20 protein-coding genes, 1 tRNA gene, 2 pseudogenes and 1 CRISPR repeat array are annotated in these 24,892 nt (G+C 44.1%); of the genes and pseudogenes, 9 read left to right on the forward strand and 14 right to left on the reverse strand.

Annotated features, from left to right (window positions below; translation table 11 throughout):
- The first annotated feature begins 71 nt into the window (after nt 1–71).
- A CRISPR array of direct repeats spans nt 72–405; the repeat unit is 36 nt; unit sequence AGTTTCCATACGTTTAACTTTCAAAGAAGTTTAAAG.
- A 193-nt stretch (nt 406–598) separates the two neighbouring features.
- The 10 genes and pseudogenes from XZ46_RS08320 to XZ46_RS08360 all read right to left on the reverse strand — a co-directional run.
- Complete coding sequence (locus XZ46_RS08320; RefSeq protein WP_228116513.1) at nt 599–2,428, reverse strand: hypothetical protein; 1,830 nt, start codon at nt 2,426–2,428, stop codon at nt 599–601.
- A 79-nt stretch (nt 2,429–2,507) separates the two neighbouring features.
- Nucleotides 2,508–2,642: a hypothetical protein gene (locus XZ46_RS37490; protein ID WP_006620493.1), complete on the reverse strand. Its 135-nt coding sequence runs from the start codon at nt 2,640–2,642 to the stop codon at nt 2,508–2,510.
- Between the two features lie 35 nt (nt 2,643–2,677).
- On the reverse strand, nt 2,678–3,322 hold the full coding sequence (locus tag XZ46_RS08325; RefSeq protein ID WP_006620492.1) for a hypothetical protein: 645 nt from the start codon (nt 3,320–3,322) through the stop codon (nt 2,678–2,680).
- A 61-nt stretch (nt 3,323–3,383) separates the two neighbouring features.
- The gene (locus tag XZ46_RS08330) at nt 3,384–5,348 is read right to left on the reverse strand and encodes an RAMP superfamily CRISPR-associated protein (protein WP_008049602.1); all 1,965 of its coding nucleotides are present in this window, start codon (nt 5,346–5,348) and stop codon (nt 3,384–3,386) included.
- A gap of 4 nt (nt 5,349–5,352) precedes the next feature.
- Nucleotides 5,353–5,748 (reverse strand): hypothetical protein, encoded by a 396-nt coding sequence (locus tag XZ46_RS08335; protein WP_008049610.1) that lies wholly within the window; start codon nt 5,746–5,748, stop codon nt 5,353–5,355.
- Between the two features lie 15 nt (nt 5,749–5,763).
- Nucleotides 5,764–6,552 (reverse strand): type III-B CRISPR module RAMP protein Cmr4, encoded by a 789-nt coding sequence (gene cmr4 / locus XZ46_RS08340; protein ID WP_008049612.1) that lies wholly within the window; start codon nt 6,550–6,552, stop codon nt 5,764–5,766.
- Nucleotides 6,553–6,661: 109 nt separating this feature from the next.
- Entirely contained in the window at nt 6,662–6,886 is a 225-nt protein-coding gene (locus XZ46_RS08345; protein ID WP_006617690.1) for an RAMP superfamily CRISPR-associated protein, read from the reverse strand.
- Nucleotides 6,883–8,046 (reverse strand): type III-B CRISPR module-associated Cmr3 family protein, encoded by a 1,164-nt coding sequence (locus XZ46_RS08350; RefSeq protein WP_008049613.1) that lies wholly within the window; start codon nt 8,044–8,046, stop codon nt 6,883–6,885. Before XZ46_RS08350 ends, XZ46_RS08345 begins: the two co-directional genes overlap by 4 nt.
- Nucleotides 8,047–11,376, reverse strand: coding sequence for a type III-B CRISPR-associated protein Cas10/Cmr2 (locus XZ46_RS08355; protein WP_008049614.1), 3,330 nt, complete (start codon nt 11,374–11,376; stop codon nt 8,047–8,049).
- A gap of 82 nt (nt 11,377–11,458) precedes the next feature.
- Nucleotides 11,459–12,032: pseudogene (locus tag XZ46_RS08360) on the reverse strand (IS1 family transposase); the annotation flags it as partial.
- Between the two features lie 10 nt (nt 12,033–12,042).
- Here XZ46_RS08360 and XZ46_RS08365 point away from each other — a divergent pair.
- From XZ46_RS08365 to XZ46_RS08405, 6 genes and pseudogenes are all read left to right on the forward strand, one after another.
- Entirely contained in the window at nt 12,043–12,384 is a 342-nt protein-coding gene (locus tag XZ46_RS08365) for a relaxase/mobilization nuclease domain-containing protein (protein ID WP_423789578.1), read from the forward strand.
- 180 nt (nt 12,385–12,564) lie between these two features.
- Nucleotides 12,565–13,442 (forward strand): IS630 family transposase gene (locus tag XZ46_RS08370; protein WP_157883432.1). Its coding sequence is split into 2 segments (ribosomal slippage): nt 12,565–13,347 and nt 13,350–13,442, totalling 876 coding nucleotides; the frame shifts between segments, so codons are not numbered across the junction.
- A gap of 162 nt (nt 13,443–13,604) precedes the next feature.
- Nucleotides 13,605–14,481, forward strand: a protein-coding gene (locus tag XZ46_RS32060; RefSeq protein WP_157883433.1) for an IS630-like element ISAtsp1 family transposase whose coding sequence is annotated in 2 segments (ribosomal slippage) — nt 13,605–13,934 and nt 13,936–14,481 — 876 coding nt in all. Because the reading frame shifts where the segments join, the coding sequence is not laid out codon by codon here.
- 578 nt (nt 14,482–15,059) lie between these two features.
- Nucleotides 15,060–16,002: pseudogene (locus XZ46_RS32065) on the forward strand (IS630-like element ISAtsp7 family transposase).
- A gap of 184 nt (nt 16,003–16,186) precedes the next feature.
- On the forward strand, nt 16,187–16,459 hold the full coding sequence (locus tag XZ46_RS08400; protein WP_006669907.1) for a hypothetical protein: 273 nt from the start codon (nt 16,187–16,189) through the stop codon (nt 16,457–16,459).
- Nucleotides 16,452–16,781 carry a hypothetical protein gene (locus XZ46_RS08405; protein WP_006669906.1) on the forward strand — a complete coding sequence of 110 codons (330 nt, stop codon included), beginning with the start codon at nt 16,452–16,454 and terminating at the stop codon, nt 16,779–16,781. The genes XZ46_RS08400 and XZ46_RS08405 overlap by 8 nt, the downstream gene beginning before the upstream one ends.
- A 34-nt stretch (nt 16,782–16,815) precedes the next feature.
- On the opposite strand, the gene XZ46_RS08410 is transcribed toward XZ46_RS08405, so the two are convergent.
- The 4 genes from XZ46_RS08410 to XZ46_RS08420 form a co-directional block, all read right to left on the reverse strand.
- Nucleotides 16,816–17,883, reverse strand: a complete 1,068-nt coding sequence (locus XZ46_RS08410) for an IS630-like element ISAtsp4 family transposase (protein ID WP_006668373.1) — start codon at nt 17,881–17,883, stop codon at nt 16,816–16,818.
- Nucleotides 17,884–18,371: 488 nt separating this feature from the next.
- Nucleotides 18,372–18,497 (reverse strand): hypothetical protein, encoded by a 126-nt coding sequence (locus XZ46_RS37495; protein ID WP_006620473.1) that lies wholly within the window; start codon nt 18,495–18,497, stop codon nt 18,372–18,374.
- Between the two features lie 315 nt (nt 18,498–18,812).
- A tRNA-Phe gene (locus XZ46_RS08415) sits at nt 18,813–18,885 on the reverse strand.
- A 104-nt stretch (nt 18,886–18,989) separates the two neighbouring features.
- Nucleotides 18,990–20,756 carry a purple acid phosphatase family protein gene (locus XZ46_RS08420; protein WP_006620472.1) on the reverse strand — a complete coding sequence of 589 codons (1,767 nt, stop codon included), beginning with the start codon at nt 20,754–20,756 and terminating at the stop codon, nt 18,990–18,992.
- A 201-nt stretch (nt 20,757–20,957) separates the two neighbouring features.
- On the opposite strand from XZ46_RS08420, the gene XZ46_RS08425 reads away from it, so the two are divergent.
- The 3 genes from XZ46_RS08425 (at nt 20,958) to XZ46_RS08435 (ending at nt 24,891) form a co-directional block, all read left to right on the forward strand.
- On the forward strand, nt 20,958–22,781 hold the full coding sequence (locus XZ46_RS08425) for an aspartate kinase (protein WP_008049631.1): 1,824 nt from the start codon (nt 20,958–20,960) through the stop codon (nt 22,779–22,781).
- Nucleotides 22,782–22,987: 206 nt separating this feature from the next.
- On the forward strand, nt 22,988–24,076 hold the full coding sequence (locus XZ46_RS08430; RefSeq protein ID WP_006620470.1) for a permease: 1,089 nt from the start codon (nt 22,988–22,990) through the stop codon (nt 24,074–24,076).
- Between the two features lie 11 nt (nt 24,077–24,087).
- Nucleotides 24,088–24,891 (forward strand): TIGR03943 family putative permease subunit, encoded by an 804-nt coding sequence (locus XZ46_RS08435; RefSeq protein ID WP_006669904.1) that lies wholly within the window; start codon nt 24,088–24,090, stop codon nt 24,889–24,891.
- Nucleotide 24,892 lies beyond the last annotated feature (1 nt).

Below are 24,892 nucleotides of genomic sequence, written 5' to 3' on the forward strand. Positions count from 1 at the left end.
TTTGCTCTATAGGTTGAACTTTCAAATTAGCAAAAAAATTAGGCTTCCTCCTTTTAGGGGGAGGTTGGTGGGGGTTCCATAGGTTGAACTTTCAAAGAAGTTTAAAGAAAGTAACCCCCCAAATTACCCCCAACCAGGAGACGGCAGAAGGTTAATGTTTCCATACGTTTAACTTTCAGAGAAGTTTAAAGATCGCCCCTTTACTATGTTAGATGGGACTCTACTGTTTCCATACGTTTAACTTTCAGAGAAGTTTAAAGGGTGATGGGAGGCGCGATAAGAGGGAGGAAGGAAAAAACTAGTTTCCATACGTTTAACTTTCAAAGAAGTTTAAAGTGCCTCTGCTGTGCCATCGAGTGCATCCTAAAAAGTTTCCATACGTTTAACTTTCAAAGAAGTTTAAAGAGTGTCGAGTTGAAACCCTTGCCCTGACTGTACTCTAGCACTCAAATTTGTGGGGGTCAAGCAAGCACCCAAATTATTGAGACATATTTGCAATAATAGGGTATAAATAATCGCTCAAACTCCGACAGAGAAAGCTTTCCGGGGGGGTCAACGAAAGAATCAGGGTTTCAGCGATTCTTCAACCCCCACAAGATTATTGATCGTGATCCAAAATTTGCCCAACCCATTCCTTAATTTCCGAGTAAAGATAATAGGGTTCAATCGGATCGCGCGTTTTCTGATTCACCTCTAGATAATCTTGTACATTTGGAAAGCCAGAAAGTGAAACCAACTCAACGAAACAGCAATAAATTTGACTCATTTGTGCTATAATCTCTGTGGGTAAACAGGAAACACGAACCGTATTTTTAATCTTCTGATTCTTGGGATTTTTTAAATCTTCTGAGCGCACATCTTCCATCCGTTGTTTAGAGATTCCCTTTGCTCCATGAATCAAGAAATTGCGCTGTTCTGCCCAATAGTCAAGACTTTTTAGAGATGCGATCAGCCCCTCCAAAGTCTCCGAACTCCCCTTTTTAATTAGAATTAATGCCTTAACAAAATTGCGTTTGCTCAAGCGTCCTTGTAGTTTATAATTGCTTTGCTTTTGATTTTGATAAATTTTGGGAAAGGAAGTGTTCGTTTTCTTCTCAATCTTCAGAAAAGTTTCCCCTAGTTGAGTTCCTCGAATCTCATCCAACTTTAAAAACCAATCATTTTCATTTTTAGTCTTATCAAAATAAGAGATTGCGTCTAATTTTTCAAAAGCTTGATGTAAAATCTCCTCATAAAAAGCACTCATACTTCCTAAAAAATCAGCAATTCGCTCCAGTTTCCAAAAGAGACAACATTGAGTATAAAGATTCAGAACAGGTTCATAATTTTTACACAATCGAAAGGGATTTTGTTCACTATTCAAAATGAACCCTTGCTCATTTTTACACAAAACCTCCAATATATCTAATCCGCTATCAGCTTGATTATCAGCCTCGTAACTATCTAAATTCAGATAAGCAATAGACATTTTTAAAGCTTTTACCGCCACCGTCAAACGATGACGACTCTCAGAGATTTCTGTAATCCCAGACCGCTCCAAAGTTTCTAACGTTTCTAACCATTTAGTTAAAATTTCTCGCGCCCCGTCAAAATCCCAACGCGCCAATAGTTTCTTAACTGTTTGATATTTTTGAACCCGTTGATAGCGCCAGTAAGATACCCGACGACAACTCGATGCTTCTCCCTGCAAAAGCTTTTGAATCGAAAGTTGAGGTTCGAGGTAAATTTGATTGGCAATATCAGAAGAAATCGCTTGAACCCGCAGGGCTGTTTGCATTTGGGGCGTACCCCCCTTAACACTAATCAAGATCCCCTCACTCGGATCTAAACCTTTAAAAAAGTTGTAATATTCTCCTAATAAACCATCTTGGTCAATCGGAGAAATCATTTTAGGAATTACCACTTTATGCAGATTAATTTGATTGTTCAATTCACGGTCAAACCAAAGCTGTAAAATCTCAAAAAGATAAACCGTATCGGAATCAGCCCCTTTATTTTTCTCACCGTTCTCCTCTAAAAATTGGTCGGTCACAAAAATATAAATATCTCGAACAGAAGCTTCAACAGCCTCTTTAACCACGCCCCAAAGACGACCCGGACGAATGCAGTCGTGCAACTCCTGGGGAGTCTCTATATATTTTCCCAGTAAGCACTGTGTCAACTCTCGAAAAGTGTTAACTTTCCACGTCTGGTAATACTGTTCTTTAAGCAATTGATAGCGGTTTTGCCAAATCAATAATTCTCCTGTACTCAATTGGCTTTCAGCTTCCTTCAGATTAGGTTCATTGCGATCAAAACCGACGGGAAGGAAATAATTTTGTTCTAAATCTTCATCACTTACAGAGGTTTCTCGTTGAATCTTTTTCAGGGGTTGATAGAACTTCAAAGCCAGGTCAGAAGTACCAATATTAGCAATCAGAATCGTCATCCTTTCCATCCTCCGTTATTATTAACAGTTTAACCACCGATACCAATTTGCACAAGCATTTCATGGGATTGACGAAAAATTAAACCAGTCCGCGATCGCCATCAGCACCCAAACAGGGAACCATTCCATCCTCACACTTCCACCCAACCTGACGGGTTCCCAGGGTAATAATAAGGGTATCGAGGCGATTAAATTCAACTAAAGTTGTTTTCATAAATGACAAAAATTGAGAATATCAAGATAAAAAAGTTAAGTGTCAGAAACTAGAGAAATTTGAATCAATTTCTTTAAGACTTTGAGAACATCTGACAAATTATTCTGACGATTGTTGATGCCAAACAAATCAGACGTTGCGTATTGCGGGTGTTCAGTTTGAATTAATTTCAGAAATAGAAAACTTCCCCCATTTGTGATTAATCCAAAACTGGGTTGATGAGAATTGGGATTAGCCAGCATATATGCTAAGATTTGAGCAAGTCCGGCTTCGACTGAGAGTTTAGCTTGTTTAGATTCAATAACCATCACCCAAACTTGATTTTTTAAGACTAAAGTATCTATATTTCCCTTGACAATTAATTCAGAATCCTCTGATATTGCGGATATTTCAACACTTTTTTCGGCTCTAATGTTAAATGGAGATTGATAGAAACGACCAATAAATAGTAAGGGAGAAACCACAGTTAAGTTAATCGGTTTTTCTAGTAATGGCGGTTGTTTGATTAAATTTGAATAACCTGCTTTAATTTCTTCTAGGAGTTGAACTTCCCAGTCATTGAGTTCAGGTAAATCAATTCTCCACTCCCAAAAGAAGTTATCATCCTCAATACATTCAAGCTGAAAATGAGTTTCCAACTGTTCTAAAGTAATATCCTTCGGCGCTAAAACTTGAACCATAAGATGTTCTCCCAATTATTTATACTCATTCTATCTTTGGTAGATACTGCAGAAGATTAAACTATTCTTGGAGAGGCCATATTTGCCAATAGCTATTTCTGTTTGTATTGCTTCGGAGGCGGTTTAAATATTCACGGCGGGGGTTTTCTGTTGCTCCAAAAACCGTTACAACTTGATAATCTCCTAAATCGGCAATCCAAACGGGAGAGGGCTTAACATGACCCGAAACTTGACCGCAGAGATTCCCGTCATAGTTAATATTTCCGCGTCTATCTTCTACTTTTAAATCTTGGCTATGCAAAACAGCCAAAGCATAAGGTTTTTCAAAATCTTCTTTCCCTGAACAGACGATAATTCTACAATTGCTATCAACTGCTTCCGTCCACTGTTCCCGGCGTACTTGACCAATATTTCGAGGTTGACGGTAATTCATTTGATTTCTGGTAAGCTGAGATAAAGTCTGATAAAATTGCTCTAGCTTTTGCTGAAATTTTCGTTGAAAATCCCGAATATTATCAGGAAGTTCCCAAAGTTGTTCATCACTATCAATATAAAATGTTGAACCTCGATACCAGGGAGCGCGATCGCGATTGTGCCTGGAATAACACGGACGTCTGGCACCCTGACCAATTCCTCCTAAATGAAACATCATCCAAGTGAGAGATTCAAAGAGTTTGTGAATTGGTATATTTTGGTTTGTGGGCGCTTCGGGAGAATAAGATAATATTAACGTTCCGACTTGTTCGCCGCAATCATCATCTTTTCCGTTAAAGTTTGGTCGGGGTTCCCGTTGAGTAACCTTGCCATCTTGAATATCAACTCTAACCCAACCAAATGTTTTAGGATTAATCCCTCCGAATAATTGGGCTTCCCATATTTGAACGGTATCAACATCCAAAACACCTAATGAAAAAGCTCGAAACCAATAACGCAACATTGATTTAAACGCAATTGGGCGCACTTCTGCATCGGCTTGCCCTCTCATTTGCCAATCGTTTCGGCGTTCATTCCAATTCCACTGAGTAAATTTTTGTCGTCCGTGAATGAGTTGACCTTCCAAAGAAAACTCGACTCGCAAAAATTCATTGGAGGAACGACTAGAACCCGCCCGAATTAATTCCCCATAACCCGAATTAACCTGAGAACCTATTCCCGCTTGTAGCCCTGCTGTTAACCACCCTTTTACTTTCTGCAAAATCGTCCGGTCGTCACAGTGGCTTGCCAACTTTAACCCGATTAAAAAGGTGGGTTCTCTCAGAGATAAAAACGGGTTGGGATTGGGATTATATTCGAGTTCGTTATTGTTGTCCCATTTCCAAATATTGTTTGCCATATCCATCTGTAAACCCATTTGATTGGGTAATGGATAAGCATCTAGAAAGATAACTTTTCCACTGCGATGGGGTTTCTCAGCTTCCAAAGAACCAAAGTAAGGTGCTATTTTCTTCTCGGCTTCTTGCCACTCAATCTTATCCCGCTTCATTATTTCTCGAATGGCTTGAGTTCTCGCAACACCTCGCAGGGTTGAAGATGGAATATAGGGCATTCCCAAAGCATCAAAAGCGGGTAACAAAATACTTTCTGGCCCTCGATGTCCACCAACCCGAATTCGCCAGGAACACCTAACCTGAAAACAATTATCTTTTCCTGCTATTAATTTAGTTCTTTCTGTAAGTAGACCGAGACGTTTATTGTAGTTAGCTGAGTCTTCAGCCTTATGCAAAATTTGAGTTTTGGTTCCATCTTTTTGAGGATGATCCGGCGATCGCATCCACCGCAGATATTCAACAAAACTAGCATTATCATCAGGTTCGGGTTCATTCTCTGAGTCTAGCCAGGGAGAGGGCTGCGGAGGGCGATTATCCCCATTACCGCCACCATTTCTCCCCCGGTTTCCGCCACCATTTCCAGGTCTGCGAGGGGCGTTTCCGCCTCTATTGGGTCGGTTTTGTTGAGGATTCGGTCTTGGGGTCGGATTCGGTCTTGAATTTGCTTTATTGGGAGGTTTAGGACGTTCAAATACCATTAGATTATTCCTCTACTTTAATATCGTGATAAATTGCGTTAGCCCAGAATGCAAATTCTTGAGATAATGCCAAACCTAAACCAGTCAAGCCCAGATATTCTTCTGTTCCGAGATTTTTTAGGGTTTCTAAACCCTGATCACCGATTAAATTTTGAACATCAGACAGAGTTTGCAAGCATTGGAAATACTGACGAACAACATCCTTTTTTCCATCTTGACTCAAAGCTTTTTCTTCAGCTTTTAACCGCATCATACCCCAAGTGGAAAGATAGGTATAAAGTTCTACAGCTTGACTTTTTTGTTCTTTGAGACGAGTATCATTTCCATTATATTGCGATCGCAATCCAGACAAAGCATCATAAACGGGTGTTGCAATTGTGCGGGGGTCGAAAACTATCATAATTATTACTCCTGATTATGAATCTAACCACTGTTGAACAAAACCACGACCTAAACTTTCCTGACCTCCAATTTGCAAGAGTTCGTGACTCTCAATTAACTGTTTAAAATCGGATTCAGACTGTTCTGCTGTTCCGTTAGCTTTTGCCGTCAAACCCCAAGGAAAATACATCAGTGTATCGGGAGGAATAGCTTCTTCATAGCGGAAACCACCATCAACAGATTTATGTTGATCGAGTTTAATTTTAACCTGTCGCCACAGACTCATTTGAATCAAAGTTGAACAGTGTTGGTCGGGCAAAATCAAAACCCTTTCAATCATTTGAGTTTGTGTATGTTCGGGCATAAAATGCTCCCAATCACTCCAAGCCCGCAAATGATTCGGTTTGATAATGGCATCTTTTAAATAAATAGGTTTATCAGTGTCTAAATTGGTGCTGTAAGCTTCGGGAATCTCTGGTAAACTTTCCTGAAAACGTCCCCAACGCCGCAATAACATCGGAGAACTAATCCAAACAATACCGTGACTCAGAGATGGGACGGGTAGCCAAAGAAGCGAACCATCGCCGATCCAAATATCCCCCTGTTCGAGTGTAGAAGATTCTTCCAAAGTTGTCCCAAAAAGTCGATTTCTTTTGGTTGTGTCTCCCTCACTAGCGCGTATCCGACCCCGAATGCTACTGGATGGAAGATAGGGTAAATTGGTATGAGACTCACGAGCAATTCCGAGTAAGTTTCCCTCTTGAGTAGTGCCGCCCGTATGCAAGGGAGACAGTAAATAAAGGTAAGCGTAATTGTAAGTCATTAGTTTTTATCTTGATAAGAAATCCACAATAATTCTGAATAGCCAAATTGTCGCCAATGATGAACTTTGCCGCTAGTTTCTTGGTCTTTAAACAGGGTTTGCGGTTGGTTCAAGTAATACAAACTTCCGGTTTTTCCTCGTTTAACGTCTGCCAACCAATATAATCTTTCAGCCCGACACTGGCTCGCCACCCTCCGCGTATGGTACTAGAAGGCAAATAGGGCAAATCTGTATGAGTTTCCCGATCAATACCGACAACATTTCCTTCCTGGGAAGTTCCTCCAGTATGCAAAGGTGATAAAAGGTACAAATAAACAAGATAGCTGTTATTCATCGTCGTCCCCAAAGTAATTTTCCATAATTGAGTTTGCGAAAGGTTTCCCACCAAGGTTTATCTTGAGTGATTGGGAGCAAATGACGGAAAGTTGATTGTAAACGGGTCAATTGAATAGATTTAGAATTGAATAAATACACTGTTCCAGGCGGAGCAAAAGCATATTGGGGTTGCAAGGCAAAGGATTTTTCTTCTAATTCTTCTAACCCGTTTTTTGTGCGAACCTTGCGGCGATTTTTTTTGGCAACTCCGCCCCACCACAATTGGCGATCGCCCACACACCCCAATAAGCAGTCCCGCCAAGCCTGGGGATAAAGACCATAGACCTGTTCTGCCGTTTCTGCAAGTCCAGGGGTGAGGAGGTAGGCAAACAGTCCCGGTTCGAGAACATCCGGTAATGCTTGCTTCCACAGTAAATTCAGGCAGTCTAACCCGTCAGTATCATTTTTAGTAGCTTTCAGCTTGGAAACAATAGCGCGATGTCCTTCCCCACCCAAGCGTACCACAAAAGGTTCATCCGGCAACCCTAGCAACTGCACCCTCGCAACCAAACTCCACCCCGGTTTGAGGCGTGTTGCGACTTCAGTAAAAAAGCCCTCCTCATCCTGAACCTGTCGGGTGCCGTCTTCGATGTGAGTATGGGGGAGAACCTGAATATCCCAGGGGTTATCGGTAAAATTATCAGCAGCAAAATGCGAATTTCCACACAAGTAGGCAGATAAAGCAGAAGCTTTCATCCAGGGTTTGGGTGAACCCGAAACATATTCCTCACCGTTGAGTTCAGGCGGAACCATTGGCGGTAAACTCTCTTGGGAATAACAGACTGACTCCCACGACTCCAGAGTTTCACAAGGCACCAACCGCGTGAGTCGCCGCCAACTTTCTGTTCTTTCGTTGGGCAAATCATCTTTTGTTCGCCGCTTCACCCCGATCAAATCTTTGGGAGTTGGCAACCAAAGGGTATTGTCTCCATCTAATAAAAATACCCCCAAAAATTCGGGATGGGGTTGGGCGGTAGGGGTTGCCGTTCGCAAAGCCTGAAAGACTACACTGGGCATAGGCGGAAACTGTCCTTTAGCCCGTGCGCCTTCCCCTGGACTGAAGGGCTTGGCTTCCCGAAATAGTAGAACATCTAGGGGGTCAATCTTATACCAATCCATCTAAGCCTCCTGATCCTGTCTGTGCCATTGTTGGCGTTGCTGCATTTTATCGAGCCAAAACGCCGAAAAACGCAGAATATTACTTAAGTCCTTAAGGTCAATTCCAATTGGTTTGGGAGTATCGGGGTTTTTCTCCCGGTCGATTAACCATTGAACATGGACTGATCGCGCCCAATCTTCCCAATATCTGAGCCAGAGCAACAGTTTGTCGATATTTTCTTGAACCAAGTCTTTGTCGTCTCGGCGTAAGGCGATCGCTCTGGCGGCTTGAGCAATTAAGTAAGAAGATGGGGTCAAATCCGCATGGCGGGGGAGTTCTTCGGCGAGGCGATAGAGTAGAGAACTCAAGGCTTGATGATGTTCAGTGGTGATCCAATCTCGCCAACCGGCGTATAATTCTCCTTTGATCAGAGCTTCTAGGGTGTTTCCTGAACTGTAGAGAACTCGAAAACATAGGCCGTTTTTGTTGGGAACACTCGATAAACGGAAAATTTCAGACAGGACAAATCGCATCAAAGATAGCGATCGCCATTCCGTCAGTCCCCGCAACAGATCGATGGACATCAGTAGACCACCGGATAATTCTTTAGCCCGGTCGGATTCTGCTTCCCAAAGGGCTTCCAGGGCGACTGGGAGGGGAACACTTTTATCGACGATCACGATACCCAGACTCATCGTTGCCCCGAATCCCATCGTAAACAGCGATCGGTCTGGTAAGCCTTGAAAATCATTTGTATCCGAAGTGGGTCGCCAGTAGCCGCCTTGGGATTGAAATTTCAAGTCTGGATCGCCCGCTTGGGGTTGATAGGGGTCGTCGCCCCCACACCAAGCGGCTCTCAGAGAGAGCAGATAATCGGGTAAATCTTCTAAAGGGAGTACCGTCATCACATCATCTCCGCCACTGTAGACCACGCGACCACAAAACCGCTTTTCGGTAATAAAGGGAACTAAACGGTTAGAGAAGTCTAGCAGGGCGCGGTTTAGACCAACATGAGTGGCGGGTCCCATGCGCTTACGGGTTTTCAGCAGGGAATGTTTATCATCTCTAAAGGCTTTAATGAACTGCCGTTTTTTCTGCTCATACTGGTTTTCATCTAGGTCGGGATAGCGATCGCGATCGATGAAGATTTCGGGGTGAGTTTCTGTTAAATATTGTTGGTAAGAATGGAGTTTTTTACCGGAAACATATTGTCCCATACCGTCCCCATCCCCCAAGACGATTACCCACCAATCCGCCGGGCTACTGTCGCCAAAGCCACATTCGGAGTGAGTTAGGTCTACAATCTTTCGCAACTCGGGTCTCTGTTCTTTTTCTAATCCCATATCTTCGGCAAGCCATTTGCTAGAAAACATCACGCCGTTATAGTATCGCCCCGGTAAATTTTGGCGATTAATACAAATATCGGTTTTAGGGATGTGGAAAGGACGACCCCGAGTTTGAGCCAGAAAATCCTGATATTCTTGACTGGTTTTCCCAAATTGTTGTTTGATATTAATTTGTAATTTCTGCCAATATTGACTGAGTTTACCGTGATTTTGATCTTGTTGCAAATCTTGGTAAGCAAATCGGGCTGAAGCAATAGAACTGAGATTGGGAAAGCGAATTAATTGGCTATAGTCTATTTTTTCATTTTCTAAATTGCTAAAATCAATTCCTAAAGACTCACCCACACCACCATAAACCCAAGCCATGCGCTTCGTTAATTCTAGAGCGTTCAGCATTTCCGAGCCGTCAAATAATCCTGGATAAACTTCTGCTATTAATCGCCAAAATAATCGCATTGATTCAATAGGTAAACCGTATCCTTCCCGGAAGTTTCCAGAATATCGAAATTGAGGATGTAGGGCGCTCAGTTGTCCCGATAATGTAGAACGAACACCCGGAGAAATGGGAATTGCCCAAGTTCTAGTATTTTTAATGGCTTGAATGGCTTGACCGCATCGAGATTGAATTGACCCCCACCAAGTCCCATTATTGAGGGTTGTGTAGAGCATTTTTTCCGCCGTTGTGGGAGGGGGATTGATCACGCGAGTTTGAGCCACTTTTTCTTGTTTTTTGATCCAGTCTTCGCTCAATTGATCGTCATCATTTTTCTCAATCATTAGAGAAGTATTCGGATCACCCAACGGAACAGCCGTCCAGTAGGGTTGCCAAGTTTGGTCAATTTGAGCATTCCATAATCCCCGCCATTCCCAGCAGCTTTTCCGCTTCCAGTTTTCGAGATCATGTCGGTTTTGTTCGTCGTGACCTCCCGACTGGGAAAATTCTTCTAAGATCTTCTCAATCCGCTTATGATTTTGGGGGTTTTGCAGAAATGCGATGGTGCGATCGCGAATTCCTTGTCTAAGTTCGGGTATGGGATGATCGGGGATTCCTTCTCTAATATTTTGGGCGATCGCACTCCATTCAGACCGCAATTTTTCACACAAAGTTTCTCCGAGTTGTTGTGCGGTTTCGGAGCTTCCAACTAAGATGGTTATCGTATTGGGAAAGCCTGCGGTTGCTAGGGTGGTACTCAAACGCTCATTAAAACGAGTCAGGGGGTCTGTTCCATCGGGGCTGAGTTCTTGAAAGCTTTCTCTAAAAATTGGATAGGTTTTGAGTAAGAGTGCGTCGATGATTTCTTGTCCCCAAAGCGAGGGGGTAATCACCGCATCTACACCGTAGGTTTCAGCCACGAACCAACAGAGTTGAGCGCTTAGATAGTGTAGCAAGTATGACCCTGCCCAAAAGTCTAGAAATTTGCGGGAAGCTTTGATAAAGTCCTGAATCGGGGAAAAGGTAAACAGCAGCAAGTAAGGGTATTGAGTGACAATCCCCCGTTCATCAAAGTCTACCGCTCCGGCGATCGCTGAGACTGTGGCACGATAGCTATGAATCGGACAGTCGGGTAAAATGTAGTGTTGAGGGTCGAGTAGAGCGTCAGAATCCTGTTGTCGTCTTAGTTCCGGCATCATACGCCACAACCAATTAAATACGTTTTGGGGGTTTTGTTCCTGTTGAACCCATTGGGGAAAGGCGATTTCTCTGTTGTCTGGAGTTTGAATGGTTTGCTGTTGAGCGCTGATGGGATGTTTAATGATCCGTTCTTTAGTTTGTCGTTCTGTTGAGCTTCCTGGTTTCAAATTGACCCGATCTGAGGAACTGGCGATCGCTTCAAGCTGATGTTGATTTTGTTCCCACCAAAACAGCGCCGCTTGTCCCTCCGAGGTTTTCAAACAATCCAGGCTGTTACAGAGATGGCGATCACCAACTAAAGCACAAAGTTTGCGAAGGAAGACGGTATTGCACAGTGAGGAATGATTAAGAGAACCGAGAAAGTTGTCCATGCTTCAAATAATAGATAAGTAAGCGAATTGATTTGTACAACATCTCAGTGGACTTGGAATCACACAAAGTTTTGCGATGTAGCCTGGCTAAATAGTGCCTCAGACGGCAGTTTTCTCCTTCTACTCTTGTCATAGCCGTTTTGCTGACTAGATGATTGCAATCCTCAATTAAGCAAGGATAAACTTTGTATCGGTCCGTAATATATAGAAAACCAGCCCAGCCCTGAATCATTTGCCATAATGTGGTAAAAGTCAGCAATGAGCTGTCGCCTATGACAAACTTCAGAATTCCAGGCAGTTTGGTATTCACAACTGTCCAGACCCAGATGGTTTTTTTTTGAACCCACAAAAGTCTGAGGCTCATCAATTTGAGCTATTTCAGGAATTTCATAGTTTTCCTCATCAATGTGGGTTTCTGCAACTCTAACCCAGTTAAGTATTGTGTTGTGAGAAATACCAGTGACTCTCTCAATGGCTCGAAATCCCATGCCATTGAGGGACATTTTCACACAAAGCTCTTTGACATCAGAACTGTAACCTCCAGGACAGGGATTTTCTCGAAATTGGCGACCACATTCACGGCACAGGTAACTCTGTTTTCCCTGACGATGACCATTTTTGACTACTTTATGGCTTTGGCAATAAGGACAATCCATCTTGATTTATTTGAGAATATCATTTTCTATTATGCAACACCATAACTTGAGTCGAAGTCAATGGTCGCTCCTGTGCAATCGGGTTCTTGACGAGTTGGGTTTGGGCGACCATCAGGCGTTGGTGGGGCTGCACCACGATGTCAAATATCCCGGTTCAGACAAAACTCGCACCCACGCCCATCTGCTGATTAACTTGGTTAACGATGCGGGGAAGTGCTTCGAGTCCAGTTGTCTCCATATTATCAAGTTGTGTCCATATATGGAAACCCCTTATCCTGTGTTGCATTGCGATCGCAGTGCGGATAAGGGTTTGATGATAGTGGGGGCGGTGGGACTTGAACCTGATACATAGCTTATAACCCCTATTCTACCGTTACTTAGGTGTTACTCAAAACCGTAGCAGAGTAACAAGTGAGTAAAAAATGAGTAACGCTACTAATACCCCTACTGTAGGGGGGAAGGGCAACTATAGCACCAGACAGGAAAGTTAGGACGTATAATGGAGAGGACGAGATGACTAAGAAGACCCAAAATGCCAGCCCCCTATAGTTACGACCTCAGACAAAAAGTTATTGATGCAATTGAACTAGACGGTATGCCCAAAACAGAAGCCAGTCAAGTTTTCCATGTCAGCCGGAACACCATTAATCTCTGGCTGCCAAAAAAAGCACAGACCGGAGACTTCCTCCCTAAACCTAATCACCCACCTGGCAATAACCACAAAATTACCGACTGGCATAAATTCAAAGCTTTTGCCCAAGAGCATAGCGATCAAACCTCCGCTCAAATGGCTGAACTTTGGGATGACGACATCTCTCCTCGCACCATATCCAGAGCCTTGAAGAAAATTGGCTTCACCAGAAAAAAAACTTACGGCTACCAAGAACGTGATGAGCAACAGCGAGAGGAGTTTATTGCTCAGATTGAACAGATGGAGCCGGAAGGGTTGGTTTACCTCGATGAAACTGGCATCAATAGTCCAGACTCCGAATATCCTTATGGTTACTGTGAGCAAGGGCAACGCTTCCATGTCCTCAAATCCGGGAAGAGGCAGGGCAGGGTGAGCATGATTGCGGCATGGTGTCATCAACAACTCTTAGCCCCCTTTAGCTTTGAGGGTTGTTGTAATCGGACAGTGTTTGAGTTGTGGTTGGAGTTCATCTTAATTCCAACACTGAAGCCAGGTCAGACTCTAGTGCTAGACAATGCAACGTTTCATAAAGGGGGACGGATTCCTGAGCTAGTGGAGGCGGCTCAATGCCGTTTACTCTATCTACCACCTTATTCGCCAGACCTCAACAAGATAGAGAAAAATGTTGGTCGTGGTTGAAAGCCCGCATTCGCCATTGTATTGAGCAGTTTGATTCTCTCCATGATGCCATGGATTCCGTTCTCAAAGCTGCGTCCTAACCACCTTGACTAATGCTATACGATGAGAGTTACGCTAGATTCTTGAAAGCCTATCAAGACTTTAAAGGGGAATGTCCCAAAGGAGTGACTCTCCAGTTATAGCACAAGACAGAAAACTTAGGACGTATAATGGAGAGGACGAGATGACTAAGAAGACCAAAAATGCCAGCCTCCTATAGTTACGACCTCAGACAAAAAGTTATTGATGCCATTGAACTAGACGGTATGCCCAAAACAGAAGCCAGTCAAGTTTTCCATGTCAGCAGGAACACCATTAATCTCTGGCTGCAAAGAAAAGCACAGACCGGAGACTTCCTCCCTAAACCTCATCACCGACCTGGCAATAACCACAAAATTACCGACTGGCAAAAATTCAAGGCTTTTGCCCAAGAGCATGGCGACAAAACAGCAGCTCAAATGGCTGAACTTTGGGATGACGACATCTCTCCTCGCACCATATCCAGAGCCTTGAAGAAAATTGGCTTCACCAGAAAAAAAAACTTACGGCTACCAAGAACGTTGGAAGCAACAGCGAGAGGAGTTTATGGCTCAGATTGAACAGATGGAGCCGGAAGAAGTGGTCTACCTCGATGAAGCCGGCATGAATAGTCAGGACTCGGATTACCCTTATGGTTACTGCGAGGAAGGAAAACGCTTCCATGCACTCAAATCAGGGAAGAGGCAGGGCAGGGTAAGTATGATAGCCGCATGGTGTCATCAACAACTCTTAGCTCCCTTTAGCTTTGAGGGTTGTTGTAATCGGACAGTGTTTGAGTTGTGGTTGGAGTTCATCTTAATTCCAACATTGAAGCCAGGTCAGACTCTAGTATTGGACAATGCAACGTTTCATAAAGGGGGGCGGATTGCTGAACTGGTGGAGGCAGCTCAATGCCGTTTACTCTATCTACCACCTTATTCGCCAGACCTCAACAAGATAGAGAAATGTTGGTCGTGGCTGAAAGCCCGCATTCGCCACTGCATTGAGCAGTTTGATTCTCTCCATGATGCCATGGATTCCGTTCTCAAAGCTGCGTCCTAACCACCTTGACTAATGCTATAATTCCCCAAGCTATCAATGTACAAAGATATCAGACCGCCTTTCCGTGGACTAGACCTATAGGTAAGCCTATGTGCGATCGCCTATCCGGTTATCTATGGGTCTGATTCATAATCCTCGGTGAGGGGAAACTATGGGCTATCATCTACCGACTCCAACCCGATACCCCTAAACAACTTTTCAACTGGTGACAATTACCGAGATGGGAATCGATACCCACATAATCCTCAGCAAGTCTCCAATCTTTGATGGTAATCATCCCGTGCGGAAACCGATACCAACATAATCAGTTCACCCCCAAAACCTTAGCCGTAAGTTGTAGGTAAAGCTATCTGTTAGGGGTAAAGTAGTTCTGGGTATTATGTGGACATTATAGGGTGAGCATTCATATAATCTAATTCTCATAATGAGTTCTCATAATGAGAGTAAAAAAATATGCAGACACCCCCTACAGTCAGAAACCATAGGGGGCAATTTAAGTTACAGCCTTTACACAAAACACAAAACACAAAGTACAGTATAATGTATGGCTATTGTATAAGTTATCACAACCAACTACCATGAGCCGTTACTCTTTAGATTTTCGGAAAAAGATAGTAGAAGCCTATGAAAAAGGAGACACTTCTATCCGAAAAGTAGCGAAACGCTTTTTGGTGAGTCCAGACACGGTAAGGCGACTGGTCAAACAGTATCGATTAACGGGAGACTTATCTCCTCGTAAGTGTGGCACTAAAAAGAAAAGCATTTTATCTAAGCATGAGGAAGCCGTGATAGATATTGTAGAAGCCCACCCCGACCTGACCTTATGGCAATATAGTGATAAGCTCAGAGACAAGCTGGGCATAAATGTCAGTACGACCATGATAGATAGATTTTTAAAGCAGCACGATATAAGTCTCAAAAAAAACATACAGGAGCGAAAAAGTAGTAACAGAAGAAGTACAGAAAGCGCGAGTAGATTATTGGTAAAGAATTAGAGATGTGGCTCCTGAAAAGCTTGTGTTTATTGATGAAAGTGGGTTATGGGTAGGGATGAGCAGACCGTTAGCCAGAGCGACGAAAGGGAAAAAAGTCTATGAACTGCGGAAATCCTATCGAGGTCAAAAAATGACAATAATTGGTGCAATTAAGCTCTCCGGAGTGGTAGCGACTCAAACATTAGAAGGGTCCATGAAAAAAGAGGATTTTCTCCAATTAATCAAGTTAGATTTATTGCCAAAATTAAAAAAAGGAGATGTAGTGGTAATGGATAACTGAAATTCTCATCATCGAGAAGAAGTCAAAGAAATGATAGAGTCAGTAGGAGCCAGGGTAGAATATCTGCCGGTGTATTCCCCTGAGTTTAACCCGATAGAGATGATGTGGTCACAGCTCAAAAGTTTAGTGTGCAAGTTCAGGACGGAGACCATGGAATTATTAGTGAGATTGGTAGAAGTGGCGGTAAGCCTTGTGGATTTACAGTGTTTTAATAACTGGTTTACCAAGTGTTGTTACTGTGCTTAATGATTGAAATAAAGGCTGTACTAGATGATTGCGAAAAAGAATTAACCATTACTGAACTCAAAAGACAATTGCTGATTAAAGAACTGAATTACACAAAACACTTAATGGATAAAGTCCAATAAATATCCGTCCGCCATGACGGTAAACTACGGCAAACAACACACTAAGAGGATAAAACCATATCATGAACGAAGAACAAGCAAGGTTGATGGTTATCGCGGAATTAGCACGTGATATTTACACCCAAATGATGTCACGAGATATCCCCTACTCTAACCAAGATATCAGGGTGAAATTAGCCGAAATCGCCCATAACGCCGCTGTTGATTTTATGGCGGTACAAGAAAAGTGGGTATCGTCTCAAGAGACAGTTATTCAGCCAGCATCATTTATGCCCGACTTTAGTGGCAATGGTTACAGTAGCGATATCTTTATGGGGGGTGACTTCAATGCCTAAGTTATTGCCAGTAATCAGCCTACATACTGGAAATTTCAGCAATTTCCTACAGGGCCCCGGTGGAACTTGTGTAGAACTAGATACGCCCGAGTGGTTTGACTACCTGAGAAAAAACAAGTCATTTTCGGTTGAGTTAAACGGCAAAAGGTTTACAGCTTGCAAAAAAACATCTATCAACGGTTTCGCGTACTGGAACCTAAAGGGCTGGGACGGTAAAATCAACCACCATATCTATATCGGAAAATCTGACCAGACTACCAATGAAAAGATTCAACAGGCTGCTATAGCTATGTTTTATCGGTGCAACCCCAAACTGGCGTAAACCCTAACACCTAATATCAAGTCCGGATAATCAATTATAGTAAAGTCTCGGTTTGAGGCCACCAATGAAAACTGGTCAAGCCTCGAATTAATTCGCGCTGTTTCCACAAACTTCGGCAGCGAGCACACAAGAGTTCCTCTAGCTGATCAAGATTCTCAAATGAACGATTGGCAATGGGTTCATCTACCAGAGGCCACAGTCTTTCTGCTGGTTGTAGTTCCGGGGAATGGGACGGTAGAAACATTAAATGCAGTCCTTCGGGTACTTTCAGATTCTTACTGATATGCCATCCGGCTTGATCAACCACTAACATAATGTGTTGATTTGGACCTAATTTAAATTCGGCAGCAAACTCCTGTAACACTCGACTAAATAGAGTTGTATTGACGTAAGGTATAATCCACCAATAAGTCTCTCCCGTTTCCGGTCTCACAAAACCATATAGCCATAACCACTCGAATTTCCAATTAATATGGGCGAGTGGTTGACAATCTTCCGCTACATAAATACGTCGCATCACCGGTTTGAGTCCCAGACGGTGTTCATCTTCGCTCCACAATTGCACCTGTGCATCAGGGTATCTCCGGCGAAGTCCCTCTAACTCCGTTACCAGTTTTTTTTTCCAGGCTTGCTGCTCGTCTTCGTCACTTTCGATGTGAGCCGGTCTCGGTACACGAAGCCGAAATGTCATTTGTCGCAGAATCTCCCATCCCCTTTGTCGGCTAATTTTTCGTCCAGTTACTCCTGTCAACCAGTCTGCCACCTGGCGACCGTTCCACAGTCCCCCATCCGGCGCTGTTCCTTGCAGGGCTTGCCATAACTGAGCTTGAGTCACATCATCAATTAACGGTGGATGTCCGGGATTTCCTTTTCGGCGCGCACCCAGCCCTTTTAATCCCAATTGGTTGTATCTCTTTACCAATTCATAAATCCAGATGCGACTGTAGCCCGTAATTTCTTGGACTTCCTCCGTGGTCTTCCCCTTAGCCAACAACCAAATAATTTGATATTGGCGACTTTCCAAGCCCTCTTGGGCTTGGTGATCAGCCCGGCCAAGTTCTTCGGTACTTAAGTGGGGAGCTATACTAATTCGTCTGGGCATAACGCAAGTTTGGCATTGGTCACTGATATTATAACCGATTAAGCGAACTTGATATAACACCTAACAGCTACCCCAATAACTTAAATTGCCCCCTATGGTTTCTGACTGTAGGGGGTGTCTGCATATTTTCCCAACACAGGCCTGAGAACACAGGCCTGAGAACGGTTTATATGAATGGGGGTGTCTGCATATTTTCCCAACACAGGCCTGAGAACACAGGCCTGAGAACGGTTTATATGAATGCTCACCCTATAATGTCCACATAATACCCAGAACTACTTTACCCCTAACAGATAGCTTTACCTACAACTTACGGCTAAGATTTTGGGGGTGAACTGATTATGTTGGTATCGGTTTCCACACGGGATGATTACCATCAAAGATTGGAGACTTGCTGAGGATTATGTGGGTATCGATTCCCATCTCGGTAATTGTCACCAGTTGAAAAGTTGTTTAGGGGTATCGGGTTGGTTCCGGTAGGAGATAGTTTAGATTAGGCGATCGCACATAGGTTTACCTATAGGTATAGTCCACGGAAAGGCGGTCTGATATCTTTGTACATTGATAGCTTGGGGAATTATCTTCTGCTGTTGTCGTGGTTGATTTTGAAACATATCCTCCCCCCAACCGGAACAAACACTCTTTGGGGAAACGACCGACGTGATAGCAGTCAAGGGTGAGGCACGAACCGATAGGGATACCCTTGACGGGTATCACAAGGGAGTTAACCTATCGCGTGTTTGGTTGGGGGGTGATATGGATATTTGACAGATTGACTAAGTTGTGCTTGTTGACTGAGTAATCATCCTATTGACAGAATTATTTTCCTGTGCTAGGACTAGATTGTGAGTAATATCTGAGTAATTAGGTACGACTACCGGGTTAAGTGTTCCCCGGCTATCGCAGTCAGGATCAGGTTTTTCCAAAAATGCCAGGAGGCGGACTTGAACCGCCGACACGAGGATTTTCAGTCCTCTGCTCTACCGACTGAGCTATCCCGGCTTATTCCCACGATTAACTATCGTATCAGCAGTAAATCGATTTTGTCAACCCCCTAGGCGGAATTTTTTTGATAGTGAACTCAAAAGCCGATGTATATGGGTTGATCAGCTATTGGGGGTCAATAGGGAAAACTCATCAAATTTGATCACTTGACTATTAGGCTGTTCTGTGTTAAAGAGATAGCTGCTAACAGTAGCCGTCCCCGTGTCCAAAATACTAAAAACTGTAATATCATTACTAGCGATATAGGGTTGAGGTGCGCCATCTCTATCAGAAACGGGACTAAGGTTAGGAATGATAGGTTGGAGTCCGTTGGGGTCTCCTAGGGGGGTATATTCTTCGGTAAATGCTGGGGGAACAAATCGGCGATTATTTCCCCAAGCCGCACCATAACTATTTCCGACATTGGAAGATTCTAAAAAGTTAATTCCGGTGGGTCCTATAAATCGGTTCCACAGGTGGGAATGTCCGTAATACACCAGTTGCACTCCGGCGGCTTCTAATAATGGCATAACATCCCTAATTAAATAATCAGATGGTTTGGGATATTCATAGCGAATCATAATAATCTTGCCGTTATTATCAACAGTCTTAATTTGCACAGGGTCTGTATAGGCGGGAACTATATTATCCCCTAAAGTGTGGGGAGGGTGATGGAACATAACGATTTTATATTTAGCCTGTTGAAATTCCGGGCTATTGAGTTCCTGTTGTAACCATATATATTGTTCGCTTCCGGCGGAAATAGGTTCAAACAAATGTTGTCCATAGCCCCAATTTTCCGGACGGTCAAAGTCTGCGTCTCTTTCTCGATAACGTCCTCTAGCGTGGGAGTCTAACCTATCAACTCGCCAAACATTAGTCGCCAATAAAACTACTAACCGGACATCTCCAAAGGTAGTAGCATAATAATTTTGAGGAGAATTGGGGAGAGTAAATATTTGTTTATAGGTATCTAAGTTGAAGCTATGGTCTTGGATCCATTGTTGTGCTATGTCGGGGTCATTATTGGGGTTGATGGTGGCAGAATTTTGTTGATAAAGCTGTTGGGCGGCAAATTGAGGGTAACTATTATTAAACTGGTTGTTTAAGCTGTCGGTTTCGGAAAAAGCCCCCATGATTTCATGATTTCCAATAGCGGGGAATAAGGGTACATTTTGAATTAAAGCGCCGCCTTTATAAGTAGTGGTAACACCATTTTTTTCGAGTTGATAATGGGCGCGACCTTGCAGACAGGGGAAAAAGGCCCCGCCGCGATTATCGTCGAACCATTCGGAAGCGCGATCGGGAATATTGACTAAATCACCAGCCATAAAAACAGCATCAATATCGACTGTTCTTGCACCTATATTGAGATTGGCGGCGGTCATGGGTTTAAGTTGGTGGTCGGAGGTGAGGAGGATTTTTAAAGGTGTCCCGGGTTGGGGTAAGCCAGCTAGGCTGAACACTTGGCTACTGATGGGGATGCCGTTGTCTGTGGTACTGTGAACTTGATAGGGAACCCGTTGGCCTGGGGTTAGGTCTGTAATAGTGGCTTCGTGTCGCCAAATGGGTCTGGAAATAGGTTGGGTGTAGATGCGGTTGTTTGGGGTTTGGACCCCTACCCAGGAATTTTGGTCTTCCCGAGTGCGAGTTAGTTGGGAGGTGGTGGCGATCGCATTTTGTTGGAGGTCTACCCCATAACTCACCTGATGATCAGAACCAGAAAACTCGGTAAACCACACGACCCGGACTGAGTTTTCTGTGGGTAGCTGTAAAAAAGGATCGCTAAGGAGATGAGGTTGTAAGGCTATTGAAACCATAATCAAAATCGAGATCACACTAGACAGTAACAGACCAAAAATCCCAAAATAGCGGGTAGCAGGAATCATGGGTGGAGGGGCGATCGCACCCGACTACAAACCGATCATAAGAAACCTATTAAGTTAAACGGTATCAGAAAAGCCGGCAATTTTTCCCGAATCTTTCCGATACAATATGGGGGATGTCGCGCCCTCGGTCTGGTGAACATGGGCAACCGCGTACAATCCTGGGTGTAACCTATTGTTGAGTTTCCTTATGGTGGAATTACTATGCTGATTGTTCAAAAATATGGTGGTACTTCTGTTGGGTCAGTAGATCGCATTCAAACGGTAGCCCGTCGGGTGGCGCAAACAGCCCAAGACCATTCAGTGGTGGTGGTGGTTTCGGCTATGGGAAAAACTACTGATGGTTTGGTGAAACTAGCCCAGGAAATTTCTAGCCATCCCTCTCGCCGGGAAATGGATATGTTGTTATCTACTGGCGAACAGGTGACGATCGCTTTAATGAGTATGGCACTACAGGAAATGGGACAACCAGCCATTTCCATGACCGGGGCGCAGGTGGGAATTGTCACAGAGGCTGAACATAGCCGCGCCCGGATTTTAAATATCCAAACTGAACGTCTAACTCGTCACCTAAAAGAAGGCAAGGTGGTAGTAGTGGCCGGTTTCCAGGGAATTAGCGATCGCGAAGAATTGGAAATTACCACCCTAGGACGAGGAGGGTCGGATACTTCTGCAGTCGCTTTAGCCGCAGCATTACAAGCCGATCGATGCGAAATTTATACCGATGTACCTGGAATTTTAACTACAGACCCCCGCATTGTTCCTAAAGCACAGTTGATGGATGAAATAACCTGTGATGAAATGCTGGAACTTGCTAGTTTGGGGGCAAAAGTTCTCCATCCCCGGGCCGTGGAAATTGCCCGAAATTATGGGATTCCTTTAGTAGTGCGATCGAGTTGGACTGATGATCCTGGTACACGGGTGACTTCCCCACCACCAGAGGTGCGACCTGTGGAAGGGTTGGAACTGGTGCGACCTGTGGATGGGGTAGAATTCGATCGCGATCAGGCGGCGGTTTCCTTATTGCGTATTCCCGATCGCCCCGGAATTGCAGCCCGTTTATTCGGGGGAATTGCCCTCCAGAAGCTGAATGTGGATTTGATTATTCAGTCGATCCATGAGGCGAATATTAATGATATTACCTTTACCGTCACTCATAACTGCTATAAACGGGCGATCGCTGTAGCTGACGCAATTTTACCAACTTTGGGACGCAACAATGACCCCGAAATTGGAGAACCGGAAGTGCGAGGCTATGATAGCCCTATTGCTAAAGTTAGCATTGTTGGGGCCGGGATGATTGGTCGCCCCAAAGTCGCTTCCCAAATGTTCCGCACTTTGGCGGAAGCCGGAATTAATATTCAGATGATTTCCACCTCCGAGGTTAAGGTTAGTTGTGTGATTGATGCCAATGAGTGCGATCGGGCGGTGGCTGCCCTCTGTCAAACCTTTGATGTGCTAACCCGTAACACCAAAAATATTCCAACTGTTGATCGACCTCATCTTCCGCCAGTGCGAGGGGTCGCCCTAGACCGTAACCAAGCCCGTTTGGCGATCCGCCATGTTCCCGATCGCCCCGGAATGGCTGCCGAGTTGTTTACTCTGCTGGCACATCACAATATTAGCGTTGATATGATTATCCAATCGCAGCGCTGTCACCAGGTTAATGATATTCTCACCCGTGATATTGCTTTTACTGTCGCTCAAGGTGATGCAGAAGAGGCTAAACTCGTGATTAAAAAGGCGATCGCTAAATGGGGTTATGGAGAAGTTACCCTGAATTCAGCGATCGCTAAAGTTAGCGCCGTAGGGGCTGGAATGGTCGATCACCCCGGAGTCGCCGCCCGTATGTTTGAAGCCCTCGCCGCCGAAAATATCAACATCTCCATGATTGCCACTTCCGAAATTAAAATCAGTTGTGTAGTCGATGACAAAGATGGCATCAAAGCCGTCCAGGCGATTCATGATGCCTTTGGTTTGTCCGGTGATGAGGTCGTGACTATTCCCACCCCCGCCGCTGCCTTGTAGAGTCAATAAACCCCCTAGGGCGGGTTGATTAATCTGCTCATCTATACCAGGTGATGATTAATCAGGGAACCCGCCCCCTCCAGACCATTACTCGTGGACAATCGCCAACTGATCAATAATAACTACCATCGGAAGGTGTACAATGTAGCCGTTAACCAGAGAGTGTGTAGTGCGAAAGTAGTGTCAACCATTCAAATTGAGACAGGATGCCATCAATAATAGTTAGCAAACTGAACGCTGTTTTCACCCTGTTTCTCAGCCTGTTAGTGGAGGCTATGCCCTTCCTGTTACTGGGTGTCATGTTGTCCAGTCTACTGCTGTGGTTAGTGGATGAACGCAAACTTCTATACTACGTTCCAACTAACCCTTTCCTGGGGGCGATTTTTGGCAGTCTGTTCGGGTTTATGTTTCCCGTGTGTGAGTGTGGAAATGTTCCCGTTGCCCGTCGCCTCTTGAGTCAAGGAGTACCTGCCTCAGCAGCGATCGGCTTTTTATTTGCTGCCCCCACCATTAATCCTATTGTGATTTGGTCAACTTGGGTAGCCTTCCGGGGACAACCAGAAGTCGTCGTTTTACGGATTTTATTTTCCCTGATAATTGCCATAACATTAGGCTTGGTTTTTAGCGCCCAAAAAGACCTGCGGCCGTTTCTACAAAAAGCCCTCGCCCGTTTAGTTCCTCAACCTGACTTCACCGAAAAAGCCGTCGATGAGATGCCCAAATCTTCCCTACTAACATCGGGAACTTATATTATGGGTCAGTCAGCCACACCCGTGCGTTTGCAGTCCATGCCTATGTGGAAAGCTGAGGGAAAAGGCGTTCAAGCCGTGGCTACTATGCCTCAAACAAGTGTCAGTTTCTCCTCTATTTTTATCCGCCCCACCCGCGACCGGGTTGGTTTAATGATTGAAAGTGGGGTGCAGGAGTTTCGAGAATTGGGGGGAATGTTGGTAGTCGGAAGTGCGATCGCTGCTATTATTCAAACAGTAATACCCCGCGAAATTATCCTCAGCCTAGGTTACGGTCCCATTTCCTCCATTCTGGCTATGTTATTACTAGCCGGAGTAGTTTCTATTTGTTCCACAGTTGACGCATTTTTTGCCCTCTCTTTTGCCGCCACTTTTACCACTGGTTCTTTACTAGCATTTTTAGTATTCGGACCCATGATTGATATTAAAACCGTCGGCTTGATGATGTCGATTTTCCAAACTCGCGCCATCATTTATCTGATGATTCTCGCTGCCCAGCTTACCTTTTTGCTAACCTTGGCTGTCAATCTCAATCTGAACTATTAATCTCAGCGCCTATGAACCGTGTTAGACCTCCATTAAATGGATTACCATCTCGTTTACAACTGTGGTTGCAGTCTCCTTGGGTGGACGCTATAGCTATATTAGCTTGGGGATTCCTCCTCCTCAGATATTGGCTGGCTGGACGACTTTATATCCTCATTCATCCTAACTATTTCCCCCTCGCTATCGGTGGCGGTTTTCTGTTATTAATTTTTGGAGGATTTCGGATTTGGGAACTGTCCCATAATTACCAAAAAACTGAAGCTCAGATAGACCAACAATCCCTACAACATATTAGTTTATTTCCCAAAGGTTGGAGTACCGCCCTACTCTTAATTTCTGTCCTGTTAGGTCTTTTCATTACCCCCCGAAATCTTGGTAGTTATGTCGCCTTACAACGGGGTATCATGGAGTCTTTACCCGCTACACAAATTCAGCCCCAAGAATTTCGTACCGCTTCTCGACCAGAAGAGCGATCGCTGATAGAATGGATTAGGCTACTTAATGTCAATCCCGAACCGGAGACATATAGAGGTCAAAGAGTCAATGTCACCGGGTTTGTCGTTTATCCCCCTAACCTTCCCCAAAATTTTATCTTTATTACCCGGTTTGTAATCACCTGCTGTGCCGCTGATGCTTACCCCATTGCGCTTCCTGTCATGCTTCCTGACAATAACCGGGGGGCATATCCCCAAGACAGTTGGCTACAGGTTGAGGGTGAAATGACTACCGAAGTTCTCAATAATCAACGGAGGTTAACTATCAAAGCCGACAGATTAACCCCTATTCCAGAACCTCGAAATCCCTATGAGTATTGAT

Origin of the sequence: Limnospira indica PCC 8005 (assembly GCF_000973065.1) — a bacterium.
GTDB lineage: Bacteria > Cyanobacteriota > Cyanobacteriia > Cyanobacteriales > Microcoleaceae > Limnospira > Limnospira fusiformis.

Bases quoted from the DNA above. Each gene is read 5' to 3' on its own strand.
- XZ46_RS08425 (WP_008049631.1), top strand. From the start codon at position 20,958: ATGCTGATTGTTCAAAAATATGGTGGTACTTCTGTTGGGTCAGTAGAT.
- XZ46_RS08320 (WP_228116513.1), bottom strand. From the start codon at position 2,428: ATGACGATTCTGATTGCTAATATTGGTACTTCTGACCTGGCTTTGAAG.
- XZ46_RS08350 (WP_008049613.1), bottom strand. From the start codon at position 8,046: ATGGATTGGTATAAGATTGACCCCCTAGATGTTCTACTATTTCGGGAA.
- XZ46_RS08330 (WP_008049602.1), bottom strand. From the start codon at position 5,348: ATGGTATTTGAACGTCCTAAACCTCCCAATAAAGCAAATTCAAGACCG.
- XZ46_RS08345 (WP_006617690.1), bottom strand. From the start codon at position 6,886: ATGAATAACAGCTATCTTGTTTATTTGTACCTTTTATCACCTTTGCAT.
- XZ46_RS08335 (WP_008049610.1), bottom strand. From the start codon at position 5,748: ATGATAGTTTTCGACCCCCGCACAATTGCAACACCCGTTTATGATGCT.
- XZ46_RS37495 (WP_006620473.1), bottom strand. From the start codon at position 18,497: ATGTTTCAAAATCAACCACGACAACAGCAGAAGATAATTCCCCAAGCT.
- XZ46_RS08435 (WP_006669904.1), top strand. From the start codon at position 24,088: ATGAACCGTGTTAGACCTCCATTAAATGGATTACCATCTCGTTTACAA.
- XZ46_RS08430 (WP_006620470.1), top strand. From the start codon at position 22,988: ATGCCATCAATAATAGTTAGCAAACTGAACGCTGTTTTCACCCTGTTT.
- XZ46_RS08400 (WP_006669907.1), top strand. From the start codon at position 16,187: ATGAACGAAGAACAAGCAAGGTTGATGGTTATCGCGGAATTAGCACGT.
- XZ46_RS37490 (WP_006620493.1), bottom strand. From the start codon at position 2,642: ATGAAAACAACTTTAGTTGAATTTAATCGCCTCGATACCCTTATTATT.
- XZ46_RS08325 (WP_006620492.1), bottom strand. From the start codon at position 3,322: ATGGTTCAAGTTTTAGCGCCGAAGGATATTACTTTAGAACAGTTGGAA.
- XZ46_RS08405 (WP_006669906.1), top strand. From the start codon at position 16,452: ATGCCTAAGTTATTGCCAGTAATCAGCCTACATACTGGAAATTTCAGC.
- XZ46_RS08420 (WP_006620472.1), bottom strand. From the start codon at position 20,756: ATGATTCCTGCTACCCGCTATTTTGGGATTTTTGGTCTGTTACTGTCT.
- cmr4 (WP_008049612.1), bottom strand. From the start codon at position 6,552: ATGACTTACAATTACGCTTACCTTTATTTACTGTCTCCCTTGCATACG.
- XZ46_RS08355 (WP_008049614.1), bottom strand. From the start codon at position 11,376: ATGGACAACTTTCTCGGTTCTCTTAATCATTCCTCACTGTGCAATACC.
- XZ46_RS08410 (WP_006668373.1), bottom strand. From the start codon at position 17,883: ATGCCCAGACGAATTAGTATAGCTCCCCACTTAAGTACCGAAGAACTT.